The following is a 19,000-nucleotide window of genomic DNA, read 5'->3' on the forward strand; positions in this document are numbered from 1 at the left end:
AATCACTCAGAAGCTCGTACTGGTCTCGGGTTAGGTTGCTGGGGTAGTCTTTACTCATCGTCTCACTCCGGCATTGCTGACATTCATCTGCAACTTATACGGAGTGAGCTTTTTTACTCAAGCCCTAGCTTTTCAAACACCCTCTTACTGATTTAATTCCGTAATCCTACTGAAGGGGATTTTCGAATCCAAAAGCTAGCTTGTTAAAAGCTAGTGTCCAAATCCCTCTTCGAGTCTAGTCTCTAGCTTTTTTGGGGGATTCACGGACTTATTTGTGACTTATGCACAAATAATTCGTACCTTCTGAAGAGTCTATTTCGTCAACCAAATACCGAGCCACGATGCGTCAGCGATTCCAAACCTGGCACGATGTCATTTGGCTATCGACAGCTGCATAGGAGTGACACTCAATCACCGTCATCCACATAACTGATACCCAGAACGTATTGACAACATTCAGCCACTTACAACTGGTAATTGCAGATGATAAGAGGCAATTATGATGCAACCGACTAGTCCTCAGCTAATCTTAATTGTCGATGATAACCTCACCAACCTAGAGGTGATGTCCAAAATATTGAATGATGCCGGGTACGAGGTTGCGATCGCCTTATCTGGAGAACGAGCAATTCGGCAAATACAACACAGTCCCCCTGACCTCATCCTTCTTGATATCATGATGGCTGGGATTGATGGCTATGAAACCTGCCAACTGATTAAAAAGAACTCTGAATGGGCTTCAATTCCAATCATCTTTATGACGGCATTGGCAGATACTAGCAATAAGGTCAAGGGTTTTGAGCTAGGAGCAGTGGACTACATTACAAAACCCTTTCAAGAACAAGAATTACTTGCCAGAGTTAAAACACATCTCCGTTTAAAACAAACGGAGATGCATCTCCGTGAGAGTGAAGCGCGGATAGAAAGAATTCTTAACTCCTTGGAAGAAGTCGTATGGTCTGCAACACTTGATTTATCCCAATTTATATTTCTCAATCCCGCAGTAAAAAAAATTTTTGGTTATTCCGCCAACGAGCTAATTGCTGCGCCCCACCTCTGGTTTGATATGGTGCATCCCGAGGATAAAGCCCTTCTGAAGCAAGCGTTTCAGCTTCTTAAGACACAATCCTCTATCAGTCTTGAATATAGAATTTTTAACACAACTGGAAATATACGATGGCTTAAAATCCGAGCCCAAATAGATGGTAGCTACCATGAGAGGCAAGCGGATCGAGTCGATGGGATTATAATTGATATAAGCGATCAAAAATGTGTTGAAAATCAGTTGATTCATGAAGCCAACCATGACAACTTGACTGGATTAGCCAATCGCAATAATTTCATTTTCCAAGTTAATCAACTTCTAAATTCTATCAAAAAATGTCCTGGCGAGAATTTTGCGGTTTTATTTATCGATTTAAACCGTTTTAAGAGTATTAATGATAGCCTTGGCCACTATATTGGCGATCAACTATTGCAACAGGTTGCTAAGCGCTTACAACAGTCCCTGCGCCCTTTTGATCTCATAGCTCGACTTGGTGGGGATGAATTCACTGTTCTTCTGAAGAATCTTTCAAATCCGGAAGATACCATTACTATTTTAGAACGCATTCACTCCCAATTGAACGAAGCATTTGAGATTGAAGATCAAATCCTCTTTACATCCGCAAGTATAGGAATTGTAATCGCTGGCTCAAACTACTCCAATGCCGAAGAACTTCTACGAGATGCTGATATTGCAATGTATAAGGCAAAAAAAATGGGGAAGTCTTGTTCTCAGCTCTTTAAACATTCCATGCATGTTGAAACCGTCCGTCATCTCGAACTTGAGCGCGATTTAAGGATAGCACTGAATCGCCAGGAAATTACACTCCAATATCAGCCCATTGTGAATCTACAAACTCAGCGCATGATCGGATTCGAAGCTCTAGCTCGATGGAAGCACCCCCAGAAAGGATATATTGCTCCAGAAGTCTTCATTCCTATCGCTGAAGAAAGTAGCCTAATCGTTAGTTTAGGAGAGCAGGTTCTTTGGCAAGCCTGCTCTCAATTAAAACAGTGGAAAACTCGTTTTCCAGAAGTGTCTACTTATACCATGAGTGTCAACCTCTCTGGCAGGCAACTCCAAAGCCCTGGTTTTATCGACACTCTGGATGAAATCTTGAATGTCAATGAAATTCCTGGACATCAATTGATACTGGAAATTACCGAAAGTCTCCTCATGGATAACCATGAGCCTCTATTAACCCTTTTCAATAGTCTTTTAGAACGGGGAATCAAGCTTAGTCTAGATGATTTTGGGACAGGATATTCCTCATTGAGTTATCTTCACTGTTTTCCTTTGAATGAACTCAAAATCGATCGTTCTTTTATTAGTCGTATTGAAAACGATATCCAAAGTCAAGAAATCGTCAAAACTATCATTGGTTTGGCTTATATTCTCAATATGAGTGTTGTTGCCGAAGGGGTAGAGACTCTAGAACAGCTGAAGCACCTCAAAACGCTAAATTGTAATAAAGCGCAAGGGTACTTATTTTCTAAGCCTTTGACCAAGCTTGAAATTGATGAATGCCTGAAAGATCAAGCTAACCAGTTGATGTGTGCATAATCTATCTGGCGGTAGGAGGCTTGTTAGGGAGAAATTACTGATATAAGTGGCTAAGCTTGGGAATAATCATGACTCGCAACGTAATTGAAGCTGAACTTGCATTTTCCGAACGTTTATTAGTGGGAGTTTCGGAAGCCACACGTTCACTTTTGACAATCAAAAATTATGAAGAATCGATTCTGTCATCCCTTGCAATTTTAGGTCATGCAACCCAGGTTGACCGCGTTTATGTATTTAGATTACATTCCCATCCTACGACCAAAGTCCCACTTATGAGTCAGAAATGGGAATGGGTTAAGTATGGAATCATCCCGCAAATTGATAATCCTGAATTGCAGAATCTTCCCTTTTTAGATATTTGTCCTCGTTGGTATGAAATATTATCAGTAGGACAATCTATTTCTGGAATGGTTTGTACATTTCCTGAAGGGGAACAAGCAATCCTCAAACCGCAAAACATTCTTTCGCTTGTGGTTGTACCTATCATGATCCAGGAAGAATGTTGGGGTTTTATGGGGTATGATGACTGCCAGAATGGTCATTATTGGACCCGAAGTGAGGTGGCTGTTTTAGAGGCGATCGCTCATAGTTTTGGAGGGGCAATTTCTCGTAATAATGCCGAGGAAAATCTTAAAGAAGCTAATGAAGTCCTTATAAGGCAAACGAAGGAACTACTAAAAGCTCAAGATGAGGCTAATCAAGCGAATCGTGCAAAGAGTATGTTTCTTGCAAATATGAGCCATGAGCTACGAACACCTCTCAACGGAATACTAGGTTATACCCAGATCCTCCAGCGAACTTCTGTTCCCGAATCAAACGAAGCTCGAGGCATTGAGGTCATTCATCAGTGTGCGAATCATCTGCTTACTCTGATTAACGACATCCTAGACTTTTCAAAAACTGAGACCGGTCACTTAACTATTTTACCTGTATCAGTAAATTTATCTTTATTTCTGAATGAAATTGCTGATATGTGTCAAATACAGTCAAGTCAAAAAAAAATATTTTTAAGGAGAGAGTTTTCTCCAGAATTACCGATAAAAGTCTCTGTAGATGCCAAACGCCTTCGTCAGGTTCTACTAAATCTTTTGAGCAATGCTATTAAGTTTACAGATGCTGGCCAAGTGACCTTGTCGGTGATGGTAGAAAAGAACTTAGAGACAAGACATTTGCGCAGTCCCGTTGCCAGAATCCAATTTGCTGTTGTCGATACTGGGGTTGGAATATCCTCCCAGGACACGGAACGAATTTTCCATGCGTTCGAACAAGTTGGCGATTTAGGGCGAAAAGCAGAGGGAACAGGATTAGGACTCAATATTAGTCAGCGAATATTGTCTGCGATGGGCAGCTCTATTCAGGTTGAAAGCCGTGTGGGAGCGGGCAGTATCTTTTCGTTTACACTCGATTTGACCATCATAGAAAATCAGACGCAATTGCTTAGTACTCTGGCAGGAGAGGCTTGCTTAGTTGACGTCACAGCACAAAACGTATGTGTTAGTGCTTCTGACTCTAATGCATATTCAGAGAAAATGAATATACCACCCATTGATACTTTGAAGCATTGTTGGGAGTTGGTTCAGTCAGGACGATTAAAAAAGCTGATCCAATATGTTGAGCTGATTTCCCAAACTCAGCCAGAAAATGCTCAATTTCTACAAAAAATCATTGACTGGGCGACGAAGTTTAAAGTTGACGAAATTGAAGAATTTCTGAGTATACATCTGAACCTATCACATTTATAGGTAGGGTTATACCAATTCTATATGAGGATGAGCATAACCCAGCGCCTGAAAACCCTGACAATGAAAGGGCTCTAGCCTGAGCGTTACTGCTCGTCTTCACATTGGATTGGTATTACCTGCTAAATAACTAAAGATCAATTCTCGGGGTAGAGATGAATAATAAAAATAATACCTGTGGTAATTGTTGTCATTTTGATGACCTGCACAATATGTGCCAAAAATTTACTGTTAGATACCCGCTTGGGAAGGTCTATCTAGCACGCTTCCATGACTCACAAATTTGTCGTACAGAGTATCTTCCCAGACCTATGGATTGGGAAGATACTCTTTCAGTTAATGTAGATCTAAAAAACTACTAAAAAATTCCCGTGGCCAACGCCCTCTCCTAGTTGCCAGTAAGCGATAAGCTCATGGTTTTTGGAAGATGGTGAACTTATCATCGGTGTGAGATAGAGGCTGAGAAGATGTCGCCGTTTCGAACGCAAAATACCGTTTAGGGAAATGGTGCAACGATTTCCCCAGACGGAAATATTTTTCTCCTTTAGCCCCAGGCTATCGATAGTGACTGCGACAGCAGCATCAGAAACAATTCTTGTAACTGTGGGGAGAGAGATAAAAGCAACTGCTGAATCAACCTCAACCTTCATCTCATAATGGCCATTGGCAACCCTTGTAAAGTCATGAAATGAATAGATATCATTGCCACATTGTTTATTCAGGTAAACACTTCGGATATTCTCAACTTGTTGTTCACTGAATGTTTGAGGTAGAGGATCCGACTCTTCTAGAGATTGAGGTATATATTGAGGCTGAAAACTTTGAATGATGGGTTCCCAATAGGGATCTTCATGGGCATGGACCAAGCCTATTTCATGGCTCTCATCTACCATCAGAGTACCCGGTTCTGAATATCCATTGAAGTGATTTCCAATTGAACGGCAATAAGCACCAGCGTTGGATAACAATAGCAAATCGCCTTCTTTTACTCCTGTAAGATCTGTTTCAGGAAGTAGCACATCTCCAGCAAAGCAAAGAGGTCCAGCAATACTATCCGTCCCTGATTTGGGGAGCAGTGTTCCATCAGCACGATAGATATCTTGGGCAAATCCAGCCAGAGTGACTTTTAAGAGTTGATCAGAGCCAACATCTACAATTGCCCAGCCCTTGCCTCGGGTCGATTTACGGGTTAAAACTCTTGTCAAGAGTACAGTAGCATTACCAAATAAGGCATTGCCTGGTTCCATTTTGTAGGTGAATTCAGGCCGAAATCTACTTTTTAAGGCATCACCTAAGTCAGAAATTGAAGGGAAATGATCTTCCTCCTGATTTGCGAGACCTAGGCCCCCTCCCAGGTTGAGATCTGAGATAATGTGATTAGTGAAAGCGTGGATCACATCGCATAATTCATGTAAAATATCTACGCATTCTTGAAATACTTCAACATTGTCCATTTGAGTTCCCACATGAACATGCAGTCCAGAGAATGGCAACTTTGTAGAGTTAAGAAATGATAGAACTTCCTCGGTGGGGATGCCAAATTGACTTGTTAGACTTCCATGTGAGGTATATTTTTGGTAATCTGCTTCTGCACCATAACTTTTATAGAGTGGAGGGTTAACTCGCAAAAATAGCTTGCCAGAAAAAGGGACATTGCCTAATTTTTCTTCGAGTAGTGCCAACTTTGATATCGAATCAATGATGACACTGCCACCGTCCTGAAGTAGAGTGACAGCAAGGTTTAGATCGGGCGCTGGGGAATAGTAACTCAATTGAGAGGTTGGTATTCCAGCTAAGCGAGCTAACTGAACCTCACGAGATGATGCACAGTCAGCACCACATCCTTGCTGAGCAAGTATTTTGAAGGTTGTAAGGCATGGGTTAACCTTAACTGGGAAATATATATATTTGTTCTCTCCCAGAATGTCTTTAAATGCCTGGAGATTACTCAGGATGAGAGTTCGATTCGTGATGTAAAGAGGTGTTGAATATTGCTGTGCAATTGCAGCCAGATCAAGCTGTTGAAACCAAGAAGCCTTGAGAGGAATAGATTGAACCGCCGTCCCGAGGTTGCTCTGATCTCTATTTATTCTTGGATTCATCATTAGTTCCCTATGGCGTTATTGCATTAACAAAGGATTGTGGCAGTGCGGCGTGATAAACGTTAAGTTCTCTCCCCGAGGTTTCCATGAAAATGAAACTCACCATCTGTAACCAGTTGGACTATACCGCAGGATGGAAATAAAGGGCAAGTTGGGATGGTCAAATTTGGCAACTGGCCTACACCGAATTACAACATATTGCGGAACTAACTGACACAGTAACAACGGCGTTGGTAAATGAAAAGATGAATCAGGCTGGAACAGGGACATCCCCAAACTTGAGATAATGAATCAAAAGTCGTACAGAATGCTTGAGCATCTCGAGGGACTTGGAATAGCACAACGTTTTACGGTGCAACCGAGCCAAGTAGTGACGAAGCCGAGTGTTTTCTCCTTTGACCCGGGTCATGTAAGTCTTGCTCACAATCTGATCGCCTTCTGGGATAAACTGAGGATAAACTGGATAGCCATCACTAACCCAGAAATAGCACTGCCAGAACTCAATGGTCTGCCAGAGCAACTGGAAGGTCTGGGCACTATGGTCGCCGATGACCCATCCCAAAATACCCGCTCGAAAATGGTCAACCGCAGTCCAAATCCAGACTTTGTTCTTTCGCTGTCCGACAAAGGTTTCTAGCTCATCGAGTTCTCCGACTTGCGGAATCTCCTCAGGGCCATAGGCTTCAGGTAAATGTTCCCCGACTTGCTTCACCCAATTCAGCAAACTGGTATGGACAATTCCTGTGACTCGGCTCATGCTTCGAAAGCCCATGCCATTGACGTACATCCGGATGCATAACCGTTTCACATCGTCGCTGTAGCCATCAGGGTCGTAGTGTTTGATGCATTGACGGTAGCACTTAACCCAGATGTAATTTTGCTGGTCGCCACGGTGACCATTCTTGCGAATATGCTGACTCCCACATTCCGGACATTGCATAGACTGACGTTCCCCTGGTTATCTGTTCTGGACGGTGGCCTGATTTTAACCAGGGGCATCACTTCAATTCATCTTTCGATTTACCGTAATTGCTCAACTCAGTAGCCAATCAGACTGGTGTGAGGTAAGGGCGTGAGAAATGGCGTCGAAGGCAGACATGCCCTGACGACGAGCGGTGTTCACCAGCGAGCGTACCTGGGCAAACAACTCCGCACCCCAGTCGGAGCGAAAGCCATGGGTGACCTTGCGAAAGACCACACTCCACCGCAGTGCTTGTTCACTGGAGTTGTTGGTCGGCGGCACCGTCTCATCGTTGAGGAACAGCAGCAGATGCTCTGGGATCTTTTGGTAGCGCTTGAGCAATCGCTGCCCCTCAGGCGACTTGGGCTTCAAATTCAAGATCTCCCGCAAGGTGCCTCGGAATCGAGAGTGGTATTGCCCAAGCGTTGATTCAGCCAACTGATGTCGTCGTCGGTTCACCGCAATAGCGCGCAATAACAGCCGCTTCATCCGGGGGGCAAAAAGGTCATCGCCTGCCTCAATGGCATACTGACAATCCCGCAGCTGATGGGCCAGACAGACTTGCCAACGCTCGGCGGGATGGGCCTTTTGAGCACTGAACAAATCGGAGACCCAGACCTCAGGGCGATGGCCTGCCATCGTCTCATCAATGACGACTTTGCCTCGACTGGGACGAATCACATGCAAGCACACCTGGTCATTCTGGAACACCCACTCCCACTGGTTCTGGCCGTTGAGCCGGGCACTGGTTTCATCGCTGCACACCAGACGCGCACTCCGCAGGTGCTCGACAATCCGTCCCACTGGCGCGGCAAGCTGGGTTTGAACCCGCTGGAGCAGATTTGCAATCGCCCCTTCGGAGATCGTGACCCCGTACAGATCCCCCATCAGTTGGCTGAGCCGCTGATAGCTCACCGCATGGTGGTACCTCAGATACGTCACCACGCTTGCAATACTCTGTCCAAAGGGCGAACCGGGCTCTAACCCGACCGGGACGGGGGCTTCATAGCTTTGCTGACAGCACGGACAGTCTCCCCCATACCGTTCTACTCGGGTCACTTGAGGGCGAACCTGGGGCAGTTCAATCCGCTCATAGACGGCTTAAGTTGTTGTCTGGCCCGCTCTACCTCCGTGCCACAGTGAGGGCAACGGCTCACTTGCGCTACCACCACTTGGTCGGGCGATGCACTCAGGTCTCGTCCCCCACCCGCTCGACCCAAGCTTGCCGTTCGTTGGCTTGGGCTGGGCTTGGGTCCCTCTGAATTGGGCTTAAATCCTTTCGCCGGTGGCAAACTCGAATTGAGCGACGTTTTCTTGATGGGTTTGCCTTCAAGCTTCTCGACCTTGGCCTGTAAGGCTTGCACCACTGCCCACAGCTCTCGGATTAGAGTATCTTTCTCCTCAGAACTGAGGCCTTCTAACGGCGGCAGGTCTTTCATGCCAAAAGTCTACCACCCTCGCTCATCCGCCGGTATCCGTCAACCCAGTTGAGCAATTACGATTTACCAACGCCTGTAGTGCTGTGTTAGCAGGTTCTCTTGATGGCCAGGGCTGTACATCCACCCCTTCTGATATTCCTCGACCAGGCCAAAGGAGAGGGCCACCGGCATTCCCTCCTTTTTCTGCATGATGTTTTCCCCAGCCCCAACGTTGCTACCCGCAGCCATAAAGCGGTCTGAGGGGTCAAGACCCTCGGGGTTAACGTGGTCGTAGAACTGACGCTTCAGCATGTCCTCTGCGTGTTCCTGGGCTACCTGGGAGAGTAGCGGGTCTTCGACCAGGGGCGGTAGGCCATTCACCTGGCGATCGCGGTTCACCAACTCTAGCGCCAGCACTCTGAGTTCCGGCAACTCCTGATTCCCTAGGCGAAAGTTCCGTTGAGTCTGAGGTTGACCGATCGCCCAGCCGGGGCCACCAGCACCATTGCTTTGGAAGAATAATTGGTTGAGCTGCACCAAGGCATAACTGCCAAACACCAGGGCAGAGAGAACCACTGCCCAGTGATGCTGACCCGCAGGATAGCGACGACTTATTAATCGGCTAGAACGGCGGTACTTTGACATCTACATTTCACGAAGAAAGTATTAACGAAGCAGATTTCGGTAGTACGTATTCATGTGCTCTCTTGCCGCTGGGTCAGATGGAAAACTACGAGTTGTGAAATCCATTCCCTGGCTTGACTTGATGCGTAAATAGACATCAGTGGCACTGACTCGCCAAACTTCTAACGTGTATCTTACGTTGCCCCGATTAGCTTGGTTGTTAAAGATTCGACTGCCAGCCTGTCTAATTGTGCTGGTCAGATGTTCACAGGCAAGGCTATCTCTATCATCGTCTACAGAAGCAGGTGCAGTACCCATCGCATAGTGCCACTGGGCTTCAGGATGAGTTGCAAAGGCAGAACAGGTTGTGCCTGCATAGGGCGGTAGAGTTTGAGCGCCAACTGTAGATCCACTTAACAATATCAAATACAAGGGAGAAAGTTTGATAGCATTCAAGAATAGCTTTTTCATTTAAGTTATTAGGTGTCTAATCAGGCTTGGGATGCGGCGCGATCGCAGTTTAGCGGCCCCTTGGCCCAGCAGTTTGACTCTAACTTTTTTGCTCAATTCGATCACGTCTCGGTCGAGAACCTGCGGGTGACCGGACAAACCACCGATGCCGTCGAGCTTGTGGGCGAGAACACCTACGTTTATCCCGATGGCTCGACCCAGCGAGAAGCGCGCACGTTCACAGTGCAGATGAGCGATGGACAGCCCCGCATTGTGGCCTCTAATTTCAGAGGGGTGCTGAAGTCCCGGTAAAAAGTATTACCTTGTCATTGCTAGGGAAGGTAGCTGCTGAGCCAGGGTCTTGGTTTGAAGCCAGGCTTCCAGCGCCGCTGCTGGCAAGGGACGACTGAAGTAAAAACCTTGCCCTTCTTCACAGCCACGCTCTTTGAGATAGGCGAGTTGCTCCTGATCTTCAATCCCCTCTGCGGTAATGCTCAGGTGCAGGCTCTTGGCTAGGGCGATAATGGCATCTGTGATGGCGGCACTTTCTGGATTGACCCGCATGTCATTTACAAACGAGCGATCGATTTTTAGCATGGTCACCGGAAAGCGGCTCAGGTAGTTCAGGGAAGAATAGCCAGTGCCAAAATCATCCAGGGCGATCGCTAGTCCCAGGCTACGAAGCTTCTGCAGCGTCTGTACCGACCGCTGCATATCCTCCATCAAAAAGCTTTCGGTAACTTCTAGCTCGAGATAGGTCGGATCCATCTCAGTGTCGGCCATGATCTGAGCGACAGTTTCGACTAAATTCGGTTGACTAAATTGGCAGGCTGACAGATTCACAGACATGCGCAGGGGCGGTGACCCAGCCAACTGCCAGTCTCGGCTCTGGGCGCAGGCGGTGCGTAGCACCCATTCCCCAATCGGTACGATCAGCCCGTTGGCCTCGGCAATGGGAATAAACTCAGCCGGAGAAACCAGCCCTCGACTAGGATGCTGCCACCGCAGCAGGGCTTCCACGGCAATGACCTGTCCAGTTTGCAAGTCAATCAAGGGTTGGTAATAAACCCGCAGCTCATCACGTTCTAGGGCCTTGTGCAAGTCGTTTTCCAGTACCAGACGATTTTGCAGCTGAGCAGTGGTCTCTGGGGAGTAGAACTGATACTGACCACGCCCTCGCTGCTTAGCCTGGTGCATAGCCATGTGCGCCTGTTGCAGCAGCTGATCGATATCCTGAGCCTCCTGGCAGGTTTGAAGGATCACCCCAATGCTGGGGGTAACGTGAATAGTCTGCCCCTCAAGGGAGAATGGCATCGCCAAAACCGTCCGCAGGCTTTGTATGAGCTGAACCACGCTCTCAGGCGAGGTTACATCAAAGCGGGCGATCGCAAATTCATCCTTGCCCATATAGGCGAGGAAACCGTCTTGAACGACATCTTTGCTCAATCGCTGAGAAATCCCCCGGAGCAGTAGCCGCAGAGTCTCCGGTTCTAGCCCGTGGCTGATATCGGTAAAGTCATCGATACTGAGCAGTAAAACCGCCATCGATCGCTGCTGGTCTGCTTGGAGAGACAAGGTTTCCCGCAGGCGATTGACCAACAGAGTTTGATTGGGTAAACCAGTCAGATGGTCGTAGTGACTATTGCAGTACATCAACTCATCAAGCTGATGCAGCGTCTGGGAAGTGTCCGCCATCAGGGTGCCGACTTCGTCGGTGAATCTGGTGGGCAGACTGGGCAAGCTTTGATTCTTTAAATAGGTTTGTAATGCAGTGGAGGTCAATCTCACGGGCACCAGCAACTGGTGTAGAGCGTATAAAGTGACGGCTGTACCCGTCAACGTTGCCAGCAAAGCTACCACCAATACCCGGATCGCTATTTCCCATGAATAAGTATTAGATATCACGAAGCTAGCTAATAGGGTTAGCAGCGGCACGTGAATGCCTAAAAAAGCCACGGCCATGATTTTAGCGGTATAGCTTTTGCGAAGCGCCTTGAAGCTCGCTAAGACAGAATATAAAACTAAAGAGCGATGAGTTATTTTCATAAACCAAAACTGAGTGACGATAAAATGATGGGTAACCGTCCCCTGTTCGCGTCAGCGGCTCCAAAGGAGCAACGGAGTCGTAGGCATTGCCGCCCCAGAGGGGCTAGGGGACATCTTGGGTGGGTTTTGGCTTTCTCCCTTTGGGAGACGCTGAGTGCAAAGCACTCGCTTCGCGAACGCGTTGGCAACGCCTGTCCAGAGGACAAATGACTTCGCTCAGCCAGCGTAGAGTCAGGGACGCTTACAACGATGGTGATCTGGACTGATTGATGTAGTCACAACTTATTCTTGACATCAATGCTGGTCAAAACAATCGGTATTTATGCGCAACCAGATTTAAGAATTAAGGCGTTTATTTATGCTAGCAATACTACTCTTGAAAGAATTATTAAAGGAATAATTAGATGAGTTGATTTAATTATTCCCCCAATATCTAATCAGGTCACACTTGTCAGACAAATTCACGAATTCAATATCTGCACTTAATAGTTTTGATTGGTGAATTATCTTCTCAAAACAAAACCTCCAAGACCAGCGATAGTTTTGGAGGTTGAAAATTCAGGGTGCAGATCGGCTACGGGTCGCGATCCGCTCTCGTCCGCTGAGGGTTTAGTGTGCCCAGGATGAGGGTTGCCGATCGCCCTCAATCCCCGCCAACTACCTCACCACCACTAGTTCATCCCACCGAGTCGTAAACCGGGATGAACGCCACTCGGATCGCATCTTCCATTCTTGCCGTAATCCTGCCGCCGCCCAACGCACCGTTCCGTCCCCAAACCGCCGATTGAGCGAGTCCACAGCCACCATCAGCCGCCCCACCCTTTCTCTCCTCGTCTCATCCCTAAACAATCCGCCCTGGCAGATCGCCCCGTCGCTCAGATCCAACAGCATCACCCCCGCCTTGTGATAGGTATACCCAGGCCGATATAACCGCTCAGTGGCCCCCAGCGCCGCCCGAACTATCGTCAGAGTGTCATGAGTAGGGTAGGGCAACCCGATCGTCTCTGAATTGGCATATTGCGGTTTCTGGGGGTGAAAGCGGTTAGTCGTGATGAACACCTGCAAGGATTGTGCCACCCGGTGATCGCGCCTGAGCTTAGCCGCAGCTGTGGCCCCGTAGGAGGCGATCGCCTGCTTCAGCTCCGCCAGAGACGCCACAGGCCGCCCAAAGCCACGAGAGACACCACAGCTCTTTCGCGGTTGAGGGCATCGCTCCAGAGGCAGACAGGCCACACCACGCAGCTCTAGAACAGTCCTGACCCCAACGATGCCCAGCAGCTGCCGGATCAGGGCCAGGTCAGCCTGTTGCAAGTGCAGGGCCGTGGTGATGCCTTGAGCCTCTAGACGTTGAGTCAACCGCCGCCCGATGCCCCACACTTCTGACACCGGCAGCTGAGCCAGCACTGGCTCAGGCTCTTGCAGAACACAGACACCCCCCTGCTGCTTAGCCTGGTGGTTGGCGATCTTGGCCAGGGTTTTGGTCGTGGCCACCCCGACCGATACCGGAATGCCCGTCCACTGCTTCACCATCAGCCGCATGTGGTGAGCCACCATCTCACAGGACAGTCCCGCAAGACCCAGGAATGCCTCATCAATGGAGTACACCTCAACCTCAGGGGTAAACTGCCCCAGCACCTCCATCACCCGCCGCGACAGGTCGCCATAGAGCGCATAGTTGCTCGAAAACACCTGAGTCTGGTGCTCATGGACGAGCGATGGCCCTTCTGGGCCGGTCGCTGACCAACGCATCTCAAACAGTGGTGTGCCCATCTTCACCCCCAGGGCTTTGACCTCATTGGAGCGGGCCACGACACAGGCATCGTTGTTCGAGAGCACCACCACCGGCTTGCCCTCCAGCCTGGGATTGAACACCCGCTCACAGGACACATAGAAATTATTTGCGTCTGTCAAAGCGATCATGAGCCCCCCAGGAAGTGAATAGCCCTAGTAACCACGCCCCAGATGGAAAAGTCAGTATCGCATTGATGAAAACGCTTCACCGTCAGGTCGCCGTTGACCACAGCAATAACCACATTGCCGTGGTTAGGTATCAGCGCCCGATCCACAATCAGCAGGTCACCACAGAAGATACCCGCCCCGATCATCGAGTCGCCCTTGACCCGCACGAAGAAGGTCGCGGCAGGATGGTGGATGAGATATCGGTTTAGATCAAGTGGCCCCTCAGCATAGTCTTCCGCCGGGGAGGGGAACCCAGCGGGGACAGTGACGATAAACAATGGCAAACGTCCTTCAGCGCAACAGCGGTAGAGCACCTGTAAAAGCCGCGTGTGCTAAGGATTTGAACCTCGGAGAGGAACTCGTTAGAGCAGTATAGTACAGATGAACTTAAAAGCCTGTCGAGAATAAAAAAGCCTCCGGGCGGTGGAGGCTGACGTTGCACGGGTGTTCATAGGGCTAATCAGGGGTATCGACAAAGAACCCCCATGGACACCGCTGGCCTATGGGGGTTCTGTAGGGGGATGTGAGAATAAGGGTGCGATCGCGCTAGGTGGTCACCGCAGCGAGGGACTCAGCTGTAATAGGAGCACCGCGTCGCAGCTCCTGCCATTGGGCCTCAATGGGCTGGTAGCTGCACACACAAACGACAATCGTCACGTCGGTATCAGGGCTGTTGAATTGCTGCACCTCAGCCACGACCCAGTCCCCATCCTTGCCGTGGGTGACACCGTTGCCGGGGTCTGCCAGGTTGGCGTACTCTCGCACCCGCTCACCCACGCCGGGCATTGAGTCGGAGTAATCATGCTCCTCCGCCAGGATGGAGGTGAGCCCTCCAGCGGGCAGCAGTTTGCGCTCCTCCCATCCAGGGGCACTCAACCCGTCTGCTCTGTAGATGATCCAGGTTTCGTTAGTCGCCATAGCGAGTGTCCTCAAAGCTGGTTTGTTCACCATAGAACACGCAATCGACCTTGGAGTATAAGGAGCGATCGCAGTGCTTTGCTTTGGATAGCCCTGAGGTTGTTCCTTCACCGGCCAGCACCGGCACCATAGGGCGGACGGATGAGGCCCACAGGGGGATGTGCTCCAGCAACAGTCCCCAGGCTGCTGCGATTGGCCCGGTTGCGATTGCGGGGTTTCAGATGCCCGATGGCAGCTACCGGATGAGCCAAACCCAAGCGGCTGAGTGTGTCGGCAAGCAACAGCGGAACGCCGGACGCTTTTTAGAGTCGAAGGCCATCAAAGCCTTACGGGGTGAGGGTTATACGCCGGACACTATTGAGGTTGATCCAGCCGATCAAGTTAGGGGCCAGGCCCGATTCAATGCACGGCCCCTTGATGTGGTCAGTGCCTACTGGCTTTGGGAGGCATCTAAGGGCAACCAGAAGGCGATCGCGCTGTGCTATGCCCTAATGACCGAAACTCTAAAACGCCGCTTTGATGCTGTTTTTGGTGTGGAGCGCTCTGAGGGCGATCGCAATGCCCTGATAGCCCAGCGGTTAGAGCGAGCAGAGGCAGACCTAGCTGCCCTGAGTGAGGCCTATGCAGAACCCGATTTGCTCAGGATGGAGGTTGAGCAAATCGGCAACAGGTGCGCGACCTTGGCGGTGAGATGGCAGTTGCCTGGAGAGCCTGAGGAAGGGGAGTGATGGGAAGAAGCCCCCGACTGGCCTTGGCCAAACCCGTGAAAAGGGTATAAAGAATAGGGATGCAAAACTGTAGCAGTCGCATATCAGAGGCGCGATCGCATTGCATTGTTTTGGATAGCCTTGAGGTAGTTTCATGCGGCGCGCAAGGCGGTCGAGAAGAGCGGTGGAGAGTCTTCTGCCTTCTTGACGCTAAACTAGGTCAGCCAAGTGACCCCTCCTTTCCTTCAGAATCGGTTTGTAGCCCCTGCCAGCGTTTCTCAGACGGGGGGATGTCATGCCCGGTTCGGCGGCCCTGCCCCACTTGCCTCGGGGTTGCCTTTTCCCTTGAGCATGGCTAAGTATTATAGATATCCATCAGGAATATTGACAGGTACCTATAAGAAAATATCAGGTATCTGGCAAGTTATGCTAGATTAGCTGCATTGTGTTCTAGTGATGAGAGTGAAGAGTAATCTGGCGGTTTTGATGGCCCAGCATGCCCCCCCGCTAAACCAGGCTGAGGTGGCCAGGAAGGCAGGGGTTAGTCCTACCACGATCAATCAGCTGTATAAGAACACCTTGCAACGGATGGATCGCAGCCTATGCGAGCGGCTATATAAGGCGTTCGGCTGGGGCCCTGGGGATCTCTGGGTGATGGTGGAGAATGGGGACGATGACTGAGCAGCCAGATGAGCAGCGCCGACTAGGAGACTTAACGACCCACTGGGTCACTGATGAGTCATGTTGCAACGCGATCGCGAAGAAGTACGGATGGAAACTTGAGGATGTGTGGCGAGACCGACAGGCTAGGGATGTGCTTCCGGTAAGATGCACATTCAGAGGGAGTTGTCAGTTTCCTTGTTATGGAGGGAAAGCAGATGAGTAGGATGGTGATTTTTAGGGCGTCTTGTGCCGAGCTGAGTCGGGCAAAGGTAGAGCCTCATTTCCCCAGTGGGTCATTCAGCGACATTCTGGCTCAGCACCTTGACTATTCAGATGGCCCCAGCCCTGAACCGGGCGATCGCCTGTCTGAGCATTGCGGAAATGGTCATCTGCAAGCGAGTTCATCACGGCCTGGGCCGTGGCGGGTTGTAGCCATAGATGAGTACGTGGGGAATACAGGGTGTGAACCCTTTGACTCGGTTGTCATCTGCTCCTGTGAATATGCGCCTATTCCTGATGAAGAAAATCTTTGGTCTCAAAACCAATTGGGCCAAGTGTCTGTAGACTCCTTTGGCGGCGATGCGGCGGCTTATGAAAACTGGAAGTCGAAACAGGCAGTACTAGCGTGAAGGCGATCGCCCTCAGCTACCCCAACGCGCGCACCAGAGAATATATGAGGAGGTTTGAATGGGCGATCGCCCCCTCTTCTTTTAAAGCCGTGCCCCATCGCCCCCCTTGCGATCGCCCGCTCCCCATGCTCCCCGAGAAGCACCCGATTGGCTATGCCCCAACCCGTGAAAAGGGTATAAAGAATAGAGATATAAAGTTGTAGCAGTTTCAGGCTAGAGTTTTTTTGGCATTTGTTGCGTGCCACGATAAATGGCCACACGTTTCCAAAAGCCTTATTTCATGAGGCCTTTGAAGATGGCCATGAACGCATTGCGCTGGCCCATTCACTGACTGTGGTTCCCATAATGGCCATTTATTGTGGCACCAGATAGAGACAATTAGACGTGAGCTTAACCCTGGAGAGATAACGGAAGCGGTGTTTCCGTTATCAACGGCGCGATGGTCAAAGACCGGCCCAAGGGGCCAACGCAGCGCATTGCTTGTTTTCCATGCGGTGCGATCGCCAGACGAGGAGAGCATTGGCGAGGCGTCTGCCTAGCCCTCGAATCTGAACCGGGTCAGCCAGTTGGCCCCTGCTTGGTTGCGCACCTGCTGAAGCTCAGCCTTGTACTGGCTCAGAGAGCTGGGATACCTCCCAGTTTCCCAACAGGTTTGCAGTTTTGATTTCCAGCGCTGCCCGAAGAAGTCCTTGGCCTGCTTCAGTGCGAAGTAATGGTGGTCGTTCGCTTCAAACGTCTGGTTGTTCATGGTGCTTTTGGATGGGTAAATAGGTCGAGGGGGTCGCGATCGCTCAGGCCCCTAGGGGAGGGTTGCCCCAGGGGCGGGGGGAAGTGGGGCTAGGAGAGTTGTGCGAGAAGGTCAGCGGGGAGGAAGGGGGCCAGAGCTGCTCGGATATCTTTGTGGCCTTTGGTGTGCCGCCATTGGAGGTTGGCGAGGGAAGCGAGGGCGTGGAGTTTGTTGGTCAAGGTTCCGGTGCTGTTGATGACGGCCTGCACCTGGTCGGGGTGAATAGTGGCGGGGAGGTCGAGGAGGGTAGCAGCGGTAGGGATGGCGATTCTCCCGTGGAGAGGCTTAGCCGACGCATTGTCGAGAGAAGCAACAACGACCTCAGGCGCAGGGTTGCTGAGGGAATCTTGGGGCAGTGCATCGGCTTGGGGCAGGGCAGCGCCGCCATGGAGGGGGGCGATCGCATTGTCAATGCGTAGGGCCAGAGCGTTGGCTTCGGCGGCCCATTCGGCCTCGTAGAAGCGACGAGTGGCTTTGCCTGCTTGGAGGGTATAGAGGCAGGCGAGGAAAGCCAGCCAACCCGCGATCTGGAGCAGGATTGAGAGAGTGCGGTAGACGTCAAGGGCGCGATCGCTTCGCAGTACTTGCCATGTGTTACGGGTAGCGGTGACCAGAATGGTAGCGGCGGTGGCGTAGGGGGCCAGTAGGGGGGTAACGAGTGCTTGGGGGGTGTTCATGGGGAATTGCCTCAGAGTGTGGGGTGAGGAGCCCTCATGGCGCTGAGGGCAGGCGTGTAGAACTATTCGATGGAGAAGCCGTTGACGGTTTCAGCAGGGGGTTGAAGAGGCTGCTGGTAGCTGCTGAGGTATTGCAAGTCTTTGGGGTCAAGCCCCAGAGCGAGGTGCTGCTTAACGTCGGGCTTAGAGGTGGCAGTGGTTCTGGTCATGGGGAGGGATTGAACTCTGACTACTCCATAATACCTTGACTGCAATAAATACACAATAGTAGTCAAGGATATTTACACTCAAACTATTGCAGTTCAAAACCTCTGTAAGCAAAGGACTTTAGCGCTTCACAGGGAAACACTCACGATTATTACTGTCAAAATAAGAATATAAAAGCCAGCAACACAGGGAGCGATCGCGCTTTCGAGAGGCTGAAAGCATTGAAAAGCCGTTCAAGCTGATTGATATAAATCTCTTATATCTCTGCCTTGCACACAGTTGCACATATGAAATATTAATATAATAGCAATCAAAAAGATAGAGATTTTTATGTAAGTCGGGGATCGCTGGCGATCGCAGCAAGAAGCAGAACGGCCAAAAGCCTTTATTTGCAAGGGTTTCAGGGTTTTTAGAGGATCGCGATCGCATAATGGGGATCACGTAAAGGGTATAAAGATATAAGTAATAGAGATATAAGAATGCTTTATAGAGGTATAGCGGTTGT

At 49.7% G+C, this 19,000-nt stretch carries 16 protein-coding genes; 5 read left to right on the forward strand and 11 right to left on the reverse strand.

Translation table 11 applies throughout. From position 1 onward, the window contains the following. The first annotated feature begins 499 nt into the window (after window positions 1-499). Window positions 500-2,608 (forward strand): EAL domain-containing protein, encoded by a 2,109-nt coding sequence (locus VB780_RS25435; RefSeq protein WP_323353991.1) that lies wholly within the window; start codon window positions 500-502, stop codon window positions 2,606-2,608. A 68-nt stretch (window positions 2,609-2,676) separates the two neighbouring features. Further along, window positions 2,677-4,350, forward strand: a complete 1,674-nt coding sequence (locus VB780_RS25440; RefSeq protein WP_323353992.1) for a GAF domain-containing sensor histidine kinase — start codon at window positions 2,677-2,679, stop codon at window positions 4,348-4,350. A gap of 344 nt (window positions 4,351-4,694) precedes the next feature. On the opposite strand, the gene VB780_RS25445 is transcribed toward VB780_RS25440, so the two are convergent. The 4 genes from VB780_RS25445 to VB780_RS25460 form a co-directional block, all read right to left on the reverse strand. After that, a complete protein-coding gene (locus VB780_RS25445) occupies window positions 4,695-6,449 on the reverse strand; it encodes a hypothetical protein (RefSeq protein WP_323353993.1) in 1,755 nt (584 codons plus the stop codon). 250 nt (window positions 6,450-6,699) lie between these two features. Beyond that, window positions 6,700-7,389 (reverse strand): IS1 family transposase, encoded by a 690-nt coding sequence (locus VB780_RS25450; protein WP_323353994.1) that lies wholly within the window; start codon window positions 7,387-7,389, stop codon window positions 6,700-6,702. Window positions 7,390-7,482: 93 nt separating this feature from the next. Further along, window positions 7,483-8,496, reverse strand: coding sequence for an IS66 family transposase (gene tnpC, locus VB780_RS25455; RefSeq protein WP_323354006.1), 1,014 nt, complete (start codon window positions 8,494-8,496; stop codon window positions 7,483-7,485). Window positions 8,497-8,912: 416 nt separating this feature from the next. Continuing rightward, complete coding sequence (locus VB780_RS25460; RefSeq protein ID WP_323353995.1) at window positions 8,913-9,404, reverse strand: CAP domain-containing protein; 492 nt, start codon at window positions 9,402-9,404, stop codon at window positions 8,913-8,915. Window positions 9,405-9,935: 531 nt separating this feature from the next. Here VB780_RS25460 and VB780_RS25465 point away from each other — a divergent pair. Then, window positions 9,936-10,214: a hypothetical protein gene (locus VB780_RS25465; RefSeq protein WP_323353996.1), complete on the forward strand. Its 279-nt coding sequence runs from the start codon at window positions 9,936-9,938 to the stop codon at window positions 10,212-10,214. A 6-nt stretch (window positions 10,215-10,220) separates the two neighbouring features. Here VB780_RS25465 and VB780_RS25470 read toward each other — a convergent pair whose 3' ends face one another. From VB780_RS25470 to VB780_RS25485, 4 genes are all read right to left on the reverse strand, one after another. Further along, complete coding sequence (locus tag VB780_RS25470; RefSeq protein WP_323353997.1) at window positions 10,221-11,642, reverse strand: bifunctional diguanylate cyclase/phosphodiesterase; 1,422 nt, start codon at window positions 11,640-11,642, stop codon at window positions 10,221-10,223. 963 nt (window positions 11,643-12,605) lie between these two features. Then, window positions 12,606-13,868, reverse strand: coding sequence for a Y-family DNA polymerase (locus VB780_RS25475; protein WP_323353998.1), 1,263 nt, complete (start codon window positions 13,866-13,868; stop codon window positions 12,606-12,608). Next, the gene (locus tag VB780_RS25480; RefSeq protein ID WP_416349262.1) at window positions 13,865-14,221 is read right to left on the reverse strand and encodes a LexA family protein; all 357 of its coding nucleotides are present in this window, start codon (window positions 14,219-14,221) and stop codon (window positions 13,865-13,867) included. The genes VB780_RS25475 and VB780_RS25480 overlap by 4 nt, the downstream gene beginning before the upstream one ends. A 232-nt stretch (window positions 14,222-14,453) precedes the next feature. Beyond that, complete coding sequence (locus VB780_RS25485; RefSeq protein WP_323354000.1) at window positions 14,454-14,825, reverse strand: hypothetical protein; 372 nt, start codon at window positions 14,823-14,825, stop codon at window positions 14,454-14,456. A 50-nt stretch (window positions 14,826-14,875) separates the two neighbouring features. Here VB780_RS25485 and VB780_RS25490 point away from each other — a divergent pair, with 50 nt between their 5' ends. Then, window positions 14,876-15,553: a hypothetical protein gene (locus tag VB780_RS25490; protein WP_323354001.1), complete on the forward strand. Its 678-nt coding sequence runs from the start codon at window positions 14,876-14,878 to the stop codon at window positions 15,551-15,553. Window positions 15,554-15,988: 435 nt separating this feature from the next. Next, window positions 15,989-16,213, forward strand: a complete 225-nt coding sequence (locus VB780_RS31495) for a helix-turn-helix domain-containing protein (RefSeq protein ID WP_416349263.1) — start codon at window positions 15,989-15,991, stop codon at window positions 16,211-16,213. A gap of 1,146 nt (window positions 16,214-17,359) precedes the next feature. Here VB780_RS31495 and VB780_RS25495 read toward each other — a convergent pair. The 3 genes from VB780_RS25495 to VB780_RS25505 all read right to left on the reverse strand — a co-directional run bounded on the left by VB780_RS25495 (window position 17,360) and on the right by VB780_RS25505 (window position 18,497). Beyond that, window positions 17,360-17,572, reverse strand: coding sequence for a hypothetical protein (locus VB780_RS25495; protein WP_323354002.1), 213 nt, complete (start codon window positions 17,570-17,572; stop codon window positions 17,360-17,362). Window positions 17,573-17,661: 89 nt separating this feature from the next. Further along, on the reverse strand, window positions 17,662-18,288 hold the full coding sequence (locus VB780_RS25500; protein ID WP_323354003.1) for a hypothetical protein: 627 nt from the start codon (window positions 18,286-18,288) through the stop codon (window positions 17,662-17,664). Between the two features lie 62 nt (window positions 18,289-18,350). Continuing rightward, window positions 18,351-18,497 carry a hypothetical protein gene (locus VB780_RS25505; protein ID WP_323354005.1) on the reverse strand — a complete coding sequence of 49 codons (147 nt, stop codon included), beginning with the start codon at window positions 18,495-18,497 and terminating at the stop codon, window positions 18,351-18,353. Window positions 18,498-19,000 lie beyond the last annotated feature (503 nt).

It is taken from the genome of Leptolyngbya sp. CCNP1308 (genome assembly GCF_034932455.1).
GTDB lineage: Bacteria > Cyanobacteriota > Cyanobacteriia > Phormidesmidales > Phormidesmidaceae > Nodosilinea.

Coding starts and splice junctions, on each gene's coding strand:
- VB780_RS25435 (WP_323353991.1), top strand. CDS start 500: ATGATGCAACCGACTAGTCCTCAGCTAATCTTAATTGTCGATGATAAC.
- VB780_RS25440 (WP_323353992.1), top strand. CDS start 2,677: ATGACTCGCAACGTAATTGAAGCTGAACTTGCATTTTCCGAACGTTTA.
- VB780_RS25445 (WP_323353993.1), bottom strand. CDS start 6,449: ATGAATCCAAGAATAAATAGAGATCAGAGCAACCTCGGGACGGCGGTT.
- VB780_RS25450 (WP_323353994.1), bottom strand. CDS start 7,389: ATGCAATGTCCGGAATGTGGGAGTCAGCATATTCGCAAGAATGGTCAC.
- VB780_RS25475 (WP_323353998.1), bottom strand. CDS start 13,868: ATGATCGCTTTGACAGACGCAAATAATTTCTATGTGTCCTGTGAGCGG.
- VB780_RS25485 (WP_323354000.1), bottom strand. CDS start 14,825: ATGGCGACTAACGAAACCTGGATCATCTACAGAGCAGACGGGTTGAGT.
- VB780_RS31495 (WP_416349263.1), top strand. CDS start 15,989: ATGAGAGTGAAGAGTAATCTGGCGGTTTTGATGGCCCAGCATGCCCCC.
- VB780_RS25495 (WP_323354002.1), bottom strand. CDS start 17,572: ATGAACAACCAGACGTTTGAAGCGAACGACCACCATTACTTCGCACTG.
- VB780_RS25500 (WP_323354003.1), bottom strand. CDS start 18,288: ATGAACACCCCCCAAGCACTCGTTACCCCCCTACTGGCCCCCTACGCC.
- VB780_RS25505 (WP_323354005.1), bottom strand. CDS start 18,497: ATGACCAGAACCACTGCCACCTCTAAGCCCGACGTTAAGCAGCACCTC.